The organism is Winogradskyella psychrotolerans, assembly GCF_018860565.1.
Classification (GTDB): domain Bacteria; phylum Bacteroidota; class Bacteroidia; order Flavobacteriales; family Flavobacteriaceae; genus Winogradskyella; species Winogradskyella damuponensis.
Genome location: NZ_JAHKPS010000018.1, coordinates 16868 through 33126, shown reverse-complemented (window position 1 = coordinate 33126; position 16259 = coordinate 16868). Strand labels below are relative to the sequence as shown.

12 protein-coding genes are annotated in these 16259 nt (G+C 32.2%); 5 read left to right on the top strand and 7 right to left on the bottom strand.

Translation table 11 applies throughout. The features are described 5' to 3' along the window. Positions 1 to 468: 468 nt before the first annotated feature. The 5 genes from KO504_RS06750 to KO504_RS06730 all read left to right on the top strand — a co-directional run bounded on the left by KO504_RS06750 (position 469) and on the right by KO504_RS06730 (position 9374). On the top strand, positions 469 to 1332 hold the full coding sequence (locus tag KO504_RS06750) for a hypothetical protein (RefSeq protein WP_215925574.1): 864 nt from the start codon (positions 469 to 471) through the stop codon (positions 1330 to 1332). Further along, positions 1329 to 5735, top strand: coding sequence for a fibronectin type III domain-containing protein (locus KO504_RS06745; RefSeq protein WP_215925573.1), 4407 nt, complete (start codon positions 1329 to 1331; stop codon positions 5733 to 5735). Before KO504_RS06750 ends, KO504_RS06745 begins: the two co-directional genes overlap by 4 nt. An 87-nt stretch (positions 5736 to 5822) precedes the next feature. After that, positions 5823 to 6635: a DUF1853 family protein gene (locus KO504_RS06740; protein WP_215925572.1), complete on the top strand. Its 813-nt coding sequence runs from the start codon at positions 5823 to 5825 to the stop codon at positions 6633 to 6635. A 66-nt stretch (positions 6636 to 6701) separates the two neighbouring features. Next, complete coding sequence (locus KO504_RS06735) at positions 6702 to 8789, top strand: DUF3857 domain-containing transglutaminase family protein (protein ID WP_215925571.1); 2088 nt, start codon at positions 6702 to 6704, stop codon at positions 8787 to 8789. A 6-nt stretch (positions 8790 to 8795) separates the two neighbouring features. After that, the gene (locus KO504_RS06730) at positions 8796 to 9374 is read left to right on the top strand and encodes a pseudouridine synthase (RefSeq protein ID WP_215926052.1); all 579 of its coding nucleotides are present in this window, start codon (positions 8796 to 8798) and stop codon (positions 9372 to 9374) included. Between the two features lie 6 nt (positions 9375 to 9380). Here the strand turns inward: KO504_RS06730 and KO504_RS06725 are convergent, their stop codons facing one another. The 7 genes from KO504_RS06725 to aroC are packed head-to-tail and all read right to left on the bottom strand — an operon-like array spanning position 9381 to position 16189. Continuing rightward, the gene (locus KO504_RS06725) at positions 9381 to 10541 is read right to left on the bottom strand and encodes a flavohemoglobin expression-modulating QEGLA motif protein (RefSeq protein WP_215925570.1); all 1161 of its coding nucleotides are present in this window, start codon (positions 10539 to 10541) and stop codon (positions 9381 to 9383) included. After that, entirely contained in the window at positions 10541 to 11371 is an 831-nt protein-coding gene (locus KO504_RS06720; protein ID WP_215925569.1) for an N-formylglutamate amidohydrolase, read from the bottom strand. The genes KO504_RS06725 and KO504_RS06720 overlap by 1 nt, the downstream gene beginning before the upstream one ends. Then, positions 11371 to 11706: a hypothetical protein gene (locus KO504_RS06715; RefSeq protein WP_215925568.1), complete on the bottom strand. Its 336-nt coding sequence runs from the start codon at positions 11704 to 11706 to the stop codon at positions 11371 to 11373. Before KO504_RS06715 ends, KO504_RS06720 begins: the two co-directional genes overlap by 1 nt. Positions 11707 to 11708: 2 nt before the next feature. Further along, a complete protein-coding gene (locus tag KO504_RS06710; RefSeq protein ID WP_215925567.1) occupies positions 11709 to 12521 on the bottom strand; it encodes a sulfurtransferase in 813 nt (270 codons plus the stop codon). A 10-nt stretch (positions 12522 to 12531) separates the two neighbouring features. Beyond that, complete coding sequence (gshB, locus tag KO504_RS06705; RefSeq protein WP_215925566.1) at positions 12532 to 13569, bottom strand: glutathione synthase; 1038 nt, start codon at positions 13567 to 13569, stop codon at positions 12532 to 12534. A 58-nt stretch (positions 13570 to 13627) separates the two neighbouring features. Then, on the bottom strand, positions 13628 to 15073 hold the full coding sequence (locus tag KO504_RS06700) for a dicarboxylate/amino acid:cation symporter (RefSeq protein ID WP_215925565.1): 1446 nt from the start codon (positions 15071 to 15073) through the stop codon (positions 13628 to 13630). Between the two features lie 51 nt (positions 15074 to 15124). Then, a complete protein-coding gene (aroC, locus tag KO504_RS06695) occupies positions 15125 to 16189 on the bottom strand; it encodes a chorismate synthase (protein ID WP_215925564.1) in 1065 nt (354 codons plus the stop codon). Between the last annotated feature and the right edge of the window lie 70 nt (positions 16190 to 16259).

The following is a 16259-nucleotide window of genomic DNA, read 5'->3' as shown; positions in this document are numbered from 1 at the left end:
TAATTAACGTTATGCATTACAAACCAATACTACAATGCTTTGAACAGGACAAAATAAATTAAAACAATTGCAAGAAGTGACAAACTTTAAAAACCAATAAATAAAACAATTAACTGCAATTGGAATAACATGAAAGTTATTTTGATTGCAGTACTTATACACTTATTTCTACTTATATCCTTATCGTTAAAAAACGCTACTTCTAGTCTTCAAAAAATTCAATAAAGTCTTTAAAGAACAGATAGTATGTAAAAACATCTAAACTTTAACAAATCTAACAGTGACTTTATTAGATTTTATGACTCTAAATATTAGAAAACTTTCTATAATTTTCAATCATACTTTGTGCTATTTATATGATTTTACAAGCATTAGTTGATTAATAATATCCAATTCAAAGGATATATATTCAATTAATCGATTATAAAATATCTTTGGTAAGAAAATGATTAATTTTAAGCGCTCTAAATGAATAAATTCAAATTAATATCGCTCGTTAAGCTATGTGCTTTTACCGTTTTTATAGGTAGAGCATATCAATTGTTTTTTTTTGGTGGTCCCTACCGAGCTATACTTTGGGATGAAAGTCTATTAACGCCTATTGTAGAAGGTATTTTTAATTATTCTTGGTATGATTATGCAACAAGTAAAACTGTAAATAATTGGATAGAAGGATTCACTAAATTTAATAGTTTAATCTTCTTAATTGCCGCTTTGGTCAGTTTACTTTGGCATCAAATAAAATGGTTAAAACTAAAGCGTTTCATTATAGGTCTAGGTTTCTTTTTATTATTCTTACTTGGAATTTGTATGGTCAAGGATAAAAATTATGATTTTCTACAACTTTTTGAAACGAGCATTCAATTATCTGCACCATTTTTACTGTGGCGTAATATTAAAATAGACTCAAATAACAAAAAATTAATCAATGGATTAAAAATTGCTATAGCATTTACTTTTATTCCTCATGGGTTTATGGCAATGGGTATACCATATCGTCCTGGACATTTTATAGACATGACGATTATTATCTTAGGTGTTAATGAAACACAGGCCACGCTATTTCTATTTATTGTTGGTTTTTTAGATGTGTTATGTGCCCTATTAGTATTTGTGCCAAAATTATCTAAATATGCATTATGGTATATGATAATTTGGGGCTTTGCAACAGCATTTGCCAGAATAGTATCTGGTTTTAATATAGATTTTATATCAAGTTCAATTCATGGTTCTGCCTATCTAACAATTTATAGATTGGCACATGGAATTATCCCCTTAATAGTTCTTTTAATTGAAATGAATAAAACAAACCATAAAAGACAAGTAGCATGAAATATAAAACACATTTAACCTACTTACTACTTTTATTAAGTATTTCTTTAGGTTTTGCTAACAATGATAAGTATCGTATCATGATAATGGATGATCCATCCACTACGATTACTATAGGCTGGAATCAAATAGATGGTACTTCACCTGTTGTTTATTATGATACTGTAGATCACGGTACAGATCATACATTATACGCCTATACAAAAACCATTGATAGAACCGTTTCTTTCAAAGGTATGGATAATCGCTTTGCAAGACTTACAGGCTTAACTCCAAACACCAACTATTATTTTGTTATTAAAGATAGTAATAGTACAAGTCAACGTTTTTGGTTCAGAACCGCACCTAATGACTTAAGCCGTTTGTCTTTTATTGCAGGTGGTGATTCTAGAAATAACAGGACACCAAGGCAAAATGCCAATCTCTTAGTTTCTAAACTAAAACCACACGGTATATTTTTTGCAGGAGACATGACCGATTCAAATAGTTCCGGAGAATGGCAAGAATGGTTTGACGATTGGCAATTAACTATAGCAAGTGATGGAAGAATGTTTCCAATTATACCTGCTAGAGGAAATCACGAAACAGATTCTGAAACTATTTATAAATTATTTGATACGCCTAATGCTGATTCTTATTATTCTGTAACATTTGGTAATGATTTAATAAAAGCTTACACCTTAAATTCCGAAATTTCAGTTTTAGGTGATCAAAAAACATGGTTAGAAAATGACCTATCTACAGCTTCTCCTAACTTGAAATGGAAAATGGCTCAGTATCATAAACCCATGCGTCCTCATGCTGCTTGGAAAGGAGAAAACAATAACCAGTATGATGCTTGGGCTCAACTTTTTTATGATGAAGGTGTCCGTTTAGTAGTTGATTGCGATTCTCATGTTGCTAAAACAACTTGGCCTGTTAAACCTTCAGATAATTCTGGAAATGATGAAGGTTTTGTGATTGAACAAATTAATGGTACAGTATACACTGGCGAAGGCTGTTGGGGAGCTCCATTAAGACCAGCTGATGACGTTAAAACATGGACTAGAAGCTCTGGATCATTTAATCAGTTTAAACTCGTATTTGTAGATGCCCTTAAAATAGAATTAAGAACAATTGACGTAAGTAATGCTAGTTCGGTTGGATCAGTTTCTAACACAGATCCATTTACACTACCAGCCAACTTAAATGTTTTTTCACCTTCAACAGGTGCTGTGGTAACAATATCTAATGCACCAGATGTTAATTGCCCTCCGAGAGGTGTTGTCTGTGATGACAATGATGCCACTACAATTAATGACGAAGAAGATGGTAATTGTAATTGTGTTGGAGTTGATGAATTAACTACAACAAACGAAACCTACTCTATTATTGCCTCAGGAGATGACGCAGAAGAATTTATTTCAACAGGAGTTGTAAGCTATACTAGTAGTGATTTAGAATTTGTTACTGATACTGATAACGCAACTAATTATGACCAAATTATTGGTCTTAGGTTTAATAATATAAATATTCCGAAAGGAGCAACAATTCATCGTGCATATGTACAATTTCAAGCTGATGAGGCAACTTCGGATACGACGAATTTAGTTTTCCATGGAGAATTATCAGATGATAGTAATGGTTTTTCATCAAGTAATTATAATATTTCATCAAGATCATTAACCACTAGTTCAGAATCCTGGAGTAATGTTGAAGCTTGGGATTATAGTGGACAAAATGGCTATAAACAACGCTCACCTTATCTTCAGTCAATTATTACAGAAATTATAACTCAACCAGGCTGGGAAGTAGGAAATGCAGTGACTTTTATTGTTTCTGGTTCAGGTAGACGTGTCGCAGAATCTAGAAATGGATCGGTAAACAATTCTCCTAAATTGGTTGTCTTTTATAATGCAAATTGTCCAATTACAAATGTAACTGTTGGTACTCAAACTATATGTAATGATATTAATGATACGTATTCTCAAGATTTGATTATAGAATATGTTTCCCCACCTGCATCAGGTTCTTTAATGGTAAATGGGCAATCATTCCCTATTGGTACAAGTCCACAAACTGTAACACTTACAGGTTTAGCAGCAGATGGATTGGATGTAGATATAATCGCTAATTTTACAGAAGAAGCATGTAATTATACCGCAGAAAGAGCTTTTGAAGCACCAAGTCGTTGTAGCTTAGATGGTATTCCGGATAATGGCCCTGATGATAATTCAAACTTAGCATTACTTCCAGAAGCTGTAGTGTATGGCTCCGCTGCTAATGGTAGAGGTGTACCTGGCGATATATTATATGATCCAGTTACTGATGATTATAAAACTAAAACAGCATATAATGAATATGGAGTTAGTTTTAATGAGAATTTAGGAAAGCCTACTGCAGATGAAGGTTTTAAATGGCAAGTAAATTGGCCAAATGTAAAATACATGAATTACATAACATTTGGAGGTTCTTATTCTAACCAAGATCAAGAAGATTCTATGTGGATTATAAGTTATAGGAAAGATGGAGTTTGGACGACACTTTCTCAAGGTCAAGGAGGTTGGATAGATGACGGAATTTTTGAATGGGGAGGTCCAACTTTTAATCCTATAGAAGCAGATGCCTTAAGAGTACAAGTATATAGTGATGGTATTAACGATTTAGTAAGTATTCACTTAAGAGGAAGAGGAGGTGTTGCGAATAGTAACAACGACAGTGCAACAACAACTAAAGCCACATTAATTCAATATTTATCACCTGGCAACAGTTGTGGTGTAACCATACCTGCTAATACTATATTATATTGCGATGGATCTTGGATCTATAGTGATGGCCCTGATGAATATTCAGGAACTAAACATACTATTATTGCAGATGGCACTTATGTTATTGACGCAGACCAAAACGTTGAGGTTAATGACTTAGAAATACAAAGTGGTGCTACGGTAATTATTAAGGAAGGAGCTAGTTTAACCATAAAAGGAGATTTGGTTAACAATGGAAATTTAATTTTAGAATCTATTTCTACTAAATATTCAAGTTTAATAATAGAAGGATCTAGTACAGGTAACGTCTCTTACAAACGCCATATAAATGCCTTTAGTAATGGCTCTACAGGTAATGATTTAATATCATCTCCTTTTACAGGTCAAAATTTCGGAGATTTTGCATCTGCAAATCCTAATATTTATGAGAACCCAAACAATACAATTCAGAAACTATTTGGACCATTTAATGAACCGGCTGGATCTTATGAAATTTATTCAACTACAGCTAATGCTGCTACAACCTTAGATAAAGGTGTAGGTTATAGAGCAGCAAGGGACGCTTCTGAAGATGGCATAAGCGGCACTACAGTGACTTTTACTGGTGAAGTAGAAACAACTGGTTTTACAATACCAATTACAGAATCTGCAGGCTCTTATAACGGTTGGAATTTAATAGGAAACCCTTACCCTTCTTATATAGATTTTATAACATTCTTTGATCTTAACAAAACAAAGTTAGATTCTGGAGCCTATCAAGCTATATATGGTTTTGATGGAGATGCTTCCAATGGATGGACTATTTTAAATCATTTAAACTCAGGGCAATTAATTGCTCCAGGTCAAGGTTTCTTTGTAAAAAGTAAGTCAAGTAACGAAACCATATCATTTACACCTGCAATGCGAACAACAGGTGCTACAGATGATTTTATTTTAGGACGTAATGCAACAGGCTCGTCAAATGGCGGCTATATTAAAATTCAAATAAATAATAACGCATTAGACACGTTTAATACAGCTATTTACTTTAATGAAAACGCAACATTAGGTTTAGACCCTGGTTATGATGCCGCTTTATTTCAAGATGTTGCTCCAGAGTTTTCAATCTATTCTAAATTAGTTGAAGATAATACGGGGGCATTTATGGCTATTCAAGCTTTAGAAACTAACGACATTAATAATAATACTATTGCTTTAGGTATTAGCGCCTTACAAGGACAAGAAATCACAGTGTCATTGTCTGAGTCTACACTTCCTAATGCAACTGAAGTTTATTTAGAAGACACACTAACCAATACATTTACGGTATTGTCTGATCACGATTATACTTTTACTGCTTTGAGTGATATATCTGGTTTTGGTCGTTTTTATTTAAGATTAGAAGCAAATGCACTTAGCTTAGAGCAACAAAATTTAGACCGTTTAAGTATTTATAAAAAGCCAAATGAAAAAGCAATAGTTATTGAAGGACAATTGCAAACACAAACACGCTTTGCATTATATGATCTTAACGGAAGAGTATTAATGAATAATACCTTAGATAGCAGTATTACGACACAATCTATAGACGTAGATCATCTAACTACAGGAATTTATATTATAAAGCTTATTTCTAACGCTAATAAAAAACGTACTCAAAAATTAATAATTAATTAAGCGTACTTAATAAATAAAAGTTATTTTTATAGAGCGTACTTATTTTTTAAGTGCGCTTTATTTTTTTATGACCCATAAAACTACGTATTGGACAGCAGTATAAATTTTCAAGAATTATTTAAAGGCTTTCAGCACACACCATGCCTATGGAAGGCTTCTGAAGTCTATAACTTTGAACAATTTTGTCCAGAAGCTACAGAAACTCAATTTACACAAGAGTCCGAAGCTAAAAAGATACGTTTGGGTAAATGGGTAGAACATTTTGTAGCATTTCAGCTAAAGCATCAAGCTGATATAACTATTCTCGAAGAGAACTTACAAATCAAGAATAATAAAATTACTATTGGAGAATTAGACCTATTGTTTTTACAGGCTAAAAAACCTATTCATCTTGAAATAATTTATAAATTCTATTTATACGATTCTAAAAAAAACAATGTTAACTCACTTTCCAATTGGGTAGGTCCTAACCAAAGCGATGCTCTTGTTTATAAGCTAAATAAGTTAAAAGAAAAACAGTTACCACTACTCTATCATCCTAAAACAAAAGATGCATTAAAGCATTATCCTTTTCTAATCAATTCTATTACACAAAAGGTTTGTTTTAAAGCACAACTATTTTTGCCTTACAAACATCAAGAGATTAATATCGCTCCTTTAAATTCAGAATGTATTACTGGTTGGTATTTAAATATTGAAAACATTACCAAATTAAAAGACTTTCAATTTTACATTCCCCAAAAACTAGAATGGCTATGTTTACCTAAACCAACTGTAAATTGGTTAGAGTTTGAAGATGCTAAACATGATATTCAAATTCATATTAAAAATAAACGCTCTCCATTATGCTGGATAAAAAGTAAAAATGAGCTTCAAAAATGTTTTATTACATGGTGGTAAAATATTCACTTTACTTTCTGTATATTACTAGTTTATTAAACTATTCTACTTATAAATTTCTTTTCAATGGCTTCCTTTAAATTTTTAGCATGTCTAATTTTTACGTTTATTTCATTCACTGTAATTGCCCAAATAAAAACTTCTGATACTCCTAATTGGGTTTTAAAACAAAATTATACTACAACAATAGATATTGCCTCAGATGAGATAGATTACGGTTATGTGGTTCTATTATCAGAGGAACAAATACATGTGCCCAAACAAAAACATTATAATAGAGTTGTAAAGAAAATTACAGATAATTTAGGCATTCAAGACGTTGCAGAAATTGCAGAAATTTATGATCCAACTTATCAAACTATTACGTTTCATAATATTGATGTTATTAGAAATGGAGACGTTATAAATAAGCTAGATATCAATAACTTTCAGGTTATTAGACGAGAATCTAGTTCTGAGAGTTATATTTATGATGGCAGATTAACAGCAATGATTAATCTTTCTGACATTAGAAAAGATGATATTTTAGACTATAGTTATACCATATCAGGCTTTAACCCTATACATAACGGAAATTTTTCTGGCATTTTTTCATTAAACGATTATGTTTATATAAATACTTCAAGCTTAAGGCTACTATCTAATACAGATTTAGAGTACAAATTATTTAACTCTGATTTAAAACCTCGTTATACCACCTCAAATGGGCTTAAAGATTATCTCTGGTTTTCTGAAAAGGTAAATAGTGTTAATTTTGATAATCAAGCTCCAATTTGGCTAATAGAACATCAATATTTAATTGTTTCTAATTATCAGAACTGGAAAAATGTCATTGATTGGGGAATAGACATTTACAATGTCAACGATAAAATATCTACAGAATTAAAGGCTAAAATTGATGCTATACTATCCAATAAGGCAATGGAACACGAGCAGATTATTGCTACTTTAGAATTTGTACAAAACGAAATAAGATACTTAGGCTTAGAAGATGGTATTGGCAGCTATAAGCCTTTTTCACCTAATAAAGTTTTTAATCAACGTTTTGGTGATTGCAAAGATAAAACCTTATTAATGGTAACAATGCTAAGGGCAATGAATATAGAAGCTTATCCTATGTTAGTAAGTACAACATTTGGCAAAAATCTACCTAAAATTCTCCCTAGCCCAAAGGTTTTTGATCATGTGGTGGTCAAAGTTATTGATAAATCGGGACGTGAAATTTATTACGATCCAACAATTACAAATCAAAAAGGACGCTATGATAACATATACTTTCCAAATTATGAATATGGTCTAGTTATCAGTGAGGAAACTAATGATTTAGAAAAGATTCATAGCTTTAGTAATAATCTTATTGAGGTTTACGATGAGTTTTATCTTGAAGCTGTTGGCAAAGGAGCAACATTAAAGGTAAAAACTATTTACAATGAGTATGAAGCTGATAAGATGCGTAATTATTACAAAAACAGTAGCACCTCTAGTATAAAAAAAGACTTTAAAGCTTATTACTCTAATTATTACGAAAACGTTAAGGTTATTAAAGATCCAATAATCAAAGATGATAGCCTTAACAACGAAATAACTATTTATGAGCACTATAAACTAGAAGATATTTGGGAAGAGGTCTTAGCTGATGATGATAATATTGGTGTAACCTTTACTCCAACAACAATAAGTGATATTTTAGTATTACCAACAGAACAAAGCAAAACCAAGGAGTTAGCTTTATATTACCCAGCAGCTAAACGTCATACTATAAATGTAAAACTACCCGAAGCTTGGAATATATCACCAATAGATTACAACATTTATTCTAAAGATTTTTATTATGAATTTGAAGGAAGCTACAACCCTTCTTCTAGAGAATTAAATTTAATGTCTTACTACAAAAATCAAAATGATTATGTGTCGCCTGAAAATTACGCCCAATATTATAGAGATATTAAAACATTAGAAAGTAAGCTATCGTATTACATATATATTCCAAAAAGCTATGTTGCTTCCTATGCTAATGGTAAAAAGAATATTAACTCGTCAGAACTCGCCACAAGTTTTATAAAAAATTTATTTCTATTTCTAATCTTACCAATAATAGTTATACTTTTAATTGTCTTAATCATTATAGTTGTAAAACGCAACTCAAAAACCTAAACCATTATCACACATCATTATTTTAAAATATACAAACCTTACGGCTATTTAAGTCAATTTGTTAATCATCAAACTAAAAGGCGAAACAAAAAACTTTTAAATGAGTTGTATGATTTTACAGACAAGGTTATGGCTGTTGGACGTTTAGACGAAAAATCTGAAGGCTTATTGCTTTTAACTACAGACGGAAAGTTTAGCAATTATATAACCAGTTCTAAAATTGAAAAAGAATACCACGTAATGGTTGACGGTTTAGTTACACCAGAAGCTATCTTAGAACTTCAAAAAGGAATAGAGATTTCTGTTGAAGGTAAAGCGTATAAAACAAAAACATGCAATGCTCAAGTATTAAATGATATTTCGCACATTGTTCCGCGTTTTGTTAGAGACGAACGTCATGGACCAACATCATGGCTCTCCATTACTTTAATCGAAGGTAAATTTAGACAAGTTCGTAAAATGACAGCAAAAGTTGGTTTTCCAACGTTGCGATTGGTAAGAGTAAGGATTGGAGATTATAAATTAGAGGCTATGCAACCTTCAAACTGTATTGAAATTCTTCCAGCAAACAATTATTTGCAGTAAATTTTATTACTTTAAACTCTTCAATATAAAATCTAAATTTGGATTCTTATTATCATTTGCCACATAAGCATCTGTATAATATTTTGGTGCCAAAGCCAAATCAAGCCGCTGCATCTTTTTAATGGTTGGTATGTAATCCTGACTCACTTTCCCTGTTAATAACACCCCTAAGTCGTTACCATTTTGAGCATATTTATAGACGTTTCGTAAACCAGATAAATACAGGTGATCTTTAGTAAATCCTCCACCTCTATGCACACGTAAAGTAATGCCAAATGCTTTATCTCTATTTAATTTATGCTGATTATGCAATAGGTGAAACGTATCCGAAAAGGCGTAGCCTTTATTTAAACTATCAACAGCAATGACTCTAAATGCTAATTTTTTTAACCGTTCAATAGTAAGACAGCCACTCATAAATTCAGCATACACAGCCAAACCTTCTTGTGTTTCTACATTATTAGGAAAACCATTAGAAAACACTTTTAAAGGATGCGATAAGCCATTAAAAGTTGTTACTAAATGTACTCCAATCTCATGATTTGCTAGTACTTTAAGCTGATTTTCACTGTACTTATGACTTTTACGCAATACCAAAGTCTGTGTATTATTCAGTACCATTGCAGCAGCAGAAAGATGATTAGAAATCTTAATGTTGTACTTAAAATCGTAACGTTTAGAAAATTCATCAAAATAATCTTTGGCTTCACTTGCACTATATTTAGCAAGCATTTGCTCATCAAATTCCGAATCGTCAAAACGCAAAATAAATTTAGCATTCTCTATATCCTTTTCGGTAGGAGTTCCAAAGCTTTTTAAACTATTAAAATAAAATTTTCGGCCTTGTCCAATAGTTTCAATACATTCTATTAAGCCTGAATATTCGTAGATAATATCTTCGTACAATTGTCTAATATCATCATCTTCTATGCGTTCTAAACGTTGTGAAAAGAACAAACGATGCAGTTTATAACCGTTAAATTTTATTTTAGGGTACTTAAACTGAGGCTCATAATTAAATTTTGAAGAGTAGAATTTTTTCTTCTCAGATACCGTGTTAAGTGGATTAATATAGTTGAGGAGTTCAATATTTCTAACTAAACGATTAAGATTAGAATCAATATCAAATAAATCTTGAAAAGCTTCAGTAGTTTTTTTCTGAGACATTAGTGTTTAAACGTATTATAGAATTCGTTAGCATGTTTAGGTAAAAGTGTTTGTAACTGTTGCGCTACAGCAGCAACAACTTCAGGGTAATTAACCTGCTGATATTCGTCGCAGTACACCTTTGCTATTTCGGTTGCCAAAACTAAAGTATTCTTAAAGTTATTAGTAATATATTTTAGAAAATAACCATTGCCTTGAAACGTATCATTAACCTTAGCAGTTTGCTTAATATTGTGTGGTAATTCTATAGAAGCCAAATAAGCTCTCCAGCGTTCAACTTCTTTACCAAAACGATGGTTATCTATATTAGAAGTCCCTAAATTCCATGTTGGCACTTCCCTATCCCAACGTTGCCAATTATAACTGTGCATGTCGTAAACAACACATACTCCAAATTTTTCTTCTAATTTTGAAATTAAAGCCTTTACAACTTTATAAAAATTTGAATGTTTGTTTAAACTTTTGTCTTTTTCTGCTGCTGCTAAAGGTTGTTTCCAAAGTTGTTTTCCCCAAGCCGTTTCAAAAACAGCTTCTTCGGGTGTTCGGTTTAAATCATACTCAAAACGAGAATCGCAACCTGCTAAAACAATAGGATGCGAAATAACCATCTTTTTAGTTTCAGGATCTTCTTCGTACCAACGTTCGTATTCGGTATGTAAACAGTTATTCCAAAGGTCTTTTCTAAACTGATGTCCATCATGCACAGCTGCACAAGCATAAGGTACATAAGAATCAATTTTTAATGTAAATGCATAATCTTCAGAAACAGCACAAAAGGTTTCCTCTGCTTTTATCTTTGCGATAATTGAATCTACAGAAAGCCTTTTCATTACAATGTTTTAAACAGTCTATTAAGGCACTTTAGCATGTTTTGTTCTGTAATGTCAAAATCACCATCAGAGAAAAATAGCACTTTAATATCTTCCATTAAAATATCAATATCATCCTTGTCATAATTATGCTGCTCTAAGCTTGTCATAATTTTTTGTATGCCTTGATAGTCGTTGTCTCTATCAAATTCATCATGAATATCTTGAAAGGTTTGCAGATCTACTTTAGAGATAATTAAATGGCGTTCTTCTTCACTTTCTTTAAAATCTGAATTAGCAGCAAATAATAAAATATAAGCTACAAGTTCATCTCTTGTCCAGTCGATTGTTTTCATTATTAATTGGTTAGTGTTCCATATTCTGTCCATGAACCATCATAGACAATGAGGTTATTAAAATTACATAGTGTCGCTGCAAGTGCTAAAATACAAGCCGTAATGCCTGAACCACAACTAAACACCACATTTGTTTTATGAGTGACTAAATTATTAAAGATTGCTAAAAGCTCACTTTGAGGCTTCAACTTATAACCATTTAATAACATTGTGTAAGGTAGGTTTTTTGAATTGGGAATGGTACCACGTCGTAATCCAATTCTGGGTTCGTCTACTTGGCATTTAAAACGCTCTTGTGAGCGTGCGTCCAAAATTAATGTATTAGAGTCTTGTGAAAATTGATTAATACCTTTAAAGTTAGTCATTAAGTCTAAATTTAAATGAGCTTTAAAATTCCCTTTGATATAAGTTTCATTGGTATACTTTTCAACAGGAAATTCATTTTTGTTCCATTCGGGTAATCCTCCGTCTAAAACAGCAACATTTTTAAAACCAAAAACTTTGAATAGCCACCAAGCTCTTGCACTAGAATAAATACCTTTATCATCGTAAACGACAATGTAAGCATCTTTATTTACTCCTAAAGTTTGAGCTTCAGCTTCAAATTGTTGTAATGAAGGTAATGTACTTGGAAATGGTGCTGAAGTATCGCTAAACTTTTGTTTAATGTCAAAAAATCTAGCTTTAGGAATTCTTAAGGCTGTGGCATCAATACGCTTATTAATTGTAGCATCTAAAATAACGAGGTTACTGGCATTGCTATTTTCTTGAAGCCACTCTACTGAAACTAAATTTGAAATTTGACTTATTTTCATTTTATAAATTTCACGCTTCATCAACCGTTTTACGCAGTCTAGTTCGCCTATCAAACGCTTGCAATTGATCTAAGACTTTGCTTTCTAAAAAGTCAATGACCTTTTCTTCAACTCTAGTCTTGCTTTTATATACTTTATTTATATAAGTGATGCCGCCTGGCGACATTACATTAACCTCTACGAGTTTCCCGCCAATAACATCGATACCAACAAAATACAAACCGTCCTTTACTAATTTTGGACCTATTTGTTTACATAATGCTTTTTCTGCTTTGGTTAAAGAATGCTTTGCAATACTTCCACCTGCCGAAACATTTGAACGATGATCTTCTGAACCAGGAATACGTTTCATAGCTCCAACTGGTTCTCCATTTAATAATAAAATTCTAACATCACCTTGGTCTGCTCCTTCTATATAATCTTGAAGAATCACATAATTAGAGGTACCTTCTCCACTAGAAATATAAAAATCTAACAGCGAATTAATATTATTCATAGCCGATTTTTCAATTAGAATCACACCAGAACCTCCAAAGCCATTCAATGGTTTTAGTATCATTTTGTCTGCCTTAGACTCTTTAATCTGCTGAATTAAATACTTTTTGTTTTTAGAAACATGTGTATTGGGAATAATGTTACTGTGTGCATCTCCAAAAGCAGCTGTATAAAGTTTATTATTGGCTTCTCGCATACCTTCTAACGAATTCACAATAAACACATCATCTTTTACTGAGTCTAAAAAATTAAGCATTATAGGATCTAAAGGTGGATTTGCTCTAAAGAAAATAGCATCAAAACCTGCTAAAGGCAGCATTTCCTCTCTTAATTTCGCTTTGTTATAAAACGATTTTAATGTAGATGGGACTTTTTCCATTCTACCGATAACATTACAAAATGCATTTGTTACACTATCTCTAATGGTTAAGTTTGCAGGTGTACACATGGCAACACCATGACCACGTTTAGCACATTCCTTGATTAAAGCTAAACTTGTGTCGTTTTCTGGGTCGATCTCATCCCATGGGTACATTATAAAACAAATGTTCATTTGCAATAGGTTTTATCTTCTCAATAAAGTTATAAAAATTAATTGAGTCTTCTTAAATTTAAGAATCTAAATCAAAAGTTTCTGTTGGATTTTTTTCACCATGATAATCTAACATATTTTCACCATCAGCAATAATAGAACAAACTGTTGCATCTCCTGTGACGTTTACAACGGTTCTAAACATATCTAATATTCTATCTACTGGAAAAATAATAGCGATCCAAGCTGGATTTAATCCCACAGAACTCAATACAATAATTAACATTACTAAACCAGCACTTGGTACAGCTGCAGAGCCAACAGAAGCTAAAGTGGCAGTTAATACTACTGTAACTTGCTGACCTAGCGTTAAATCTATCATATGCATTTGCGCTAAAAAGATTACTGCTACCGCTTGATACATACTTGTGCCGTCCATATTAACTGTAGCTCCTATGGGAAGCACAAAACTGCTTATTTTATTATCTACTCCTAAATTCTCTTCTACACATTCCATAGTTACAGGAAGTGTAGCTGCACTACTTGATGTTGAAAATGCTAAAGTTTGTGCAGGACTCATAGATTTAAAAAAGCCTTTATATGGAATCTGTTTTACAAAAAACTTCAAAATCAATGGATAAATTACAAATATCATTAAAAGCAAGCCTAATAAAACGGTTAATGAGTACCAACTCAAACCTTTAAAAATTTCTACCACTTTACCAATATCGTCACCAGCCATTTTACTTACCACACCTGCAAGTAAAGCAAACACAAAAAATGGAGCACCTTGCATAACAATATCAACCATTTTTAGAAAAACCTCATTAATTCCATTTACTAAATTTAATACAGGTAATGATTTTTCTGAAGGAATAAACAACAAACAAACACCAAAGAAAATCGCAAAAAAGATAATTTGTAACATTAACCCATTATTAGATAGAGAATGGAAAAAATTACTCGGTACAATATCTATTAATGGTTGCAATGGCGTTGTTTCTTTACGACTTTTAACTGTTTCCATTTTATCTGCAACAGCTGCTTCTTTTAATTCACTTTTAGATAATTCTGAAATTTCCTGAGCACGTTCAAAAAAAGCAGGGTCTTGTAGATAATTTATGCCATCTTTTATTTGATGTCCTTCACTATCTGCCCAAATCTCATAACTAATACGATTATCTATTCGGCTTTGTTCATCAATAAGTTCGCCTGGTTTAATAACATTAACCAATACTAATCCCAATGAAATAGCCATGACTGTAGTTAATAAATAAATCCCTAAAGTCTTACCTCCCATTCTACCTAAGCTTTTTGGGTCTCCAATATTAGCAACTCCACTAATTATAGAAAACAAGACTAACGGAACTGCTATTAGCTTTAGTAAATTAATAAAGATAGTTCCAAACGGATCTATCCAATCGATGGTAAATTGACTCCATCCCATTGTGCTTGAAACCAAAGCCCAAATGATACCGAGAACCATTCCTATTATAATTTTCCAATGTAATGCTAGTTTTTTCATAAGTTTATTAGTCTGTTATTCATTTTCCGGAAGGAAATACTATTTTTAAAATTACAATCTACTAACTCTATCTAGTAAGACATAATCTGCCAAAACCAAAGCAGCCATTGCTTCAACAATAGGCACTGCTCTAGGCACCACACAAGGATCGTGTCTGCCTTTGCCTTGCATTTCTACAATTTCTCCAGAACTGTTTAAGGCATCTTGTTTTTGAATCACTGTAGCCACGGGTTTAAAAGCCACTCTAAAGTAAATATCCATACCGTTAGAAATGCCTCCTTGTATGCCTCCAGATAAATTACTTTTTGTAGTTCCATCTTCGTTAAACAAGTCGTTATGCTCACTACCTTTCATTTTTGCACCACAGAAACCACTACCATATTCAAAACCTTTTACAGCATTTATAGATAACATCGCTTTTCCTAATTCGGCATGCAATTTATCAAACACAGGTTCTCCTAATCCAATGGGTACATTTTGCAAAACACATGTTATGGTCCCACCAATGGTATCACCTTGTTTTTTAATAACTTCAACTCTAGCTATCATTTTTTCAGCTGTAGCTTCATCAGGACAGCGAATGACATTAGATTCTATTTTACTAAAATCTAAATCTTGATATGGTTTATCTATAAAAATATCACCTACTGAAGATGTAAAAGCATTAATACTAATTGAGGCTAACATTTGTTTTGCAATAGCTCCAGCAACAACTCTAGACGCTGTTTCACGTGCAGAACTTCGTCCACCACCTCTATAATCTCTTACACCGTATTTTTTATCATAGGTGTAATCTGCATGACTAGGACGATACACATCTTTAATATGAGAATAATCTTTAGATTTCTGATTCGTATTATGAATTACAAAACCAATTGGAGTTCCTGTCGTTTTACCTTCAAAAATACCGGAATAAAACTCTACAGTATCAGGCTCTTTACGTTGAGTAACTATTTTAGATTGCCCTGGTTTTCTTCGGTTCAATTCATTTTGAATTGCTTCAAGATTAAGTTTTATTCCTGAGGGACAGCCATCTATAATGCCACCAATAGCTACACCATGCGACTCTCCAAAAGTAGTTAGTTTAAATAATTTTCCGAAGGAATTTCCTGCCATTTCAATTTATTTTACGCTAATGTAATTGTATTATTATGAAAATGAAAATACCATGTCGTATTTCATGTTT

What these genes read in the sequence shown, in the direction of transcription:
- KO504_RS06700 (WP_215925565.1), bottom strand. Translation starts at nt 15,073, where the DNA reads ATGAAAAAACTAGCATTACATTGGAAAATTATAATAGGAATGGTTCTC.
- KO504_RS06735 (WP_215925571.1), top strand. Translation starts at nt 6,702, where the DNA reads ATGGCTTCCTTTAAATTTTTAGCATGTCTAATTTTTACGTTTATTTCA.
- KO504_RS06745 (WP_215925573.1), top strand. Translation starts at nt 1,329, where the DNA reads ATGAAATATAAAACACATTTAACCTACTTACTACTTTTATTAAGTATT.
- KO504_RS06710 (WP_215925567.1), bottom strand. Translation starts at nt 12,521, where the DNA reads ATGAAAATAAGTCAAATTTCAAATTTAGTTTCAGTAGAGTGGCTTCAA.
- KO504_RS06715 (WP_215925568.1), bottom strand. Translation starts at nt 11,706, where the DNA reads ATGAAAACAATCGACTGGACAAGAGATGAACTTGTAGCTTATATTTTA.
- KO504_RS06725 (WP_215925570.1), bottom strand. Translation starts at nt 10,541, where the DNA reads ATGTCTCAGAAAAAAACTACTGAAGCTTTTCAAGATTTATTTGATATT.
- KO504_RS06750 (WP_215925574.1), top strand. Translation starts at nt 469, where the DNA reads ATGAATAAATTCAAATTAATATCGCTCGTTAAGCTATGTGCTTTTACC.
- gshB (WP_215925566.1), bottom strand. Translation starts at nt 13,569, where the DNA reads ATGAACATTTGTTTTATAATGTACCCATGGGATGAGATCGACCCAGAA.
- aroC (WP_215925564.1), bottom strand. Translation starts at nt 16,189, where the DNA reads ATGGCAGGAAATTCCTTCGGAAAATTATTTAAACTAACTACTTTTGGA.
- KO504_RS06720 (WP_215925569.1), bottom strand. Translation starts at nt 11,371, where the DNA reads ATGAAAAGGCTTTCTGTAGATTCAATTATCGCAAAGATAAAAGCAGAG.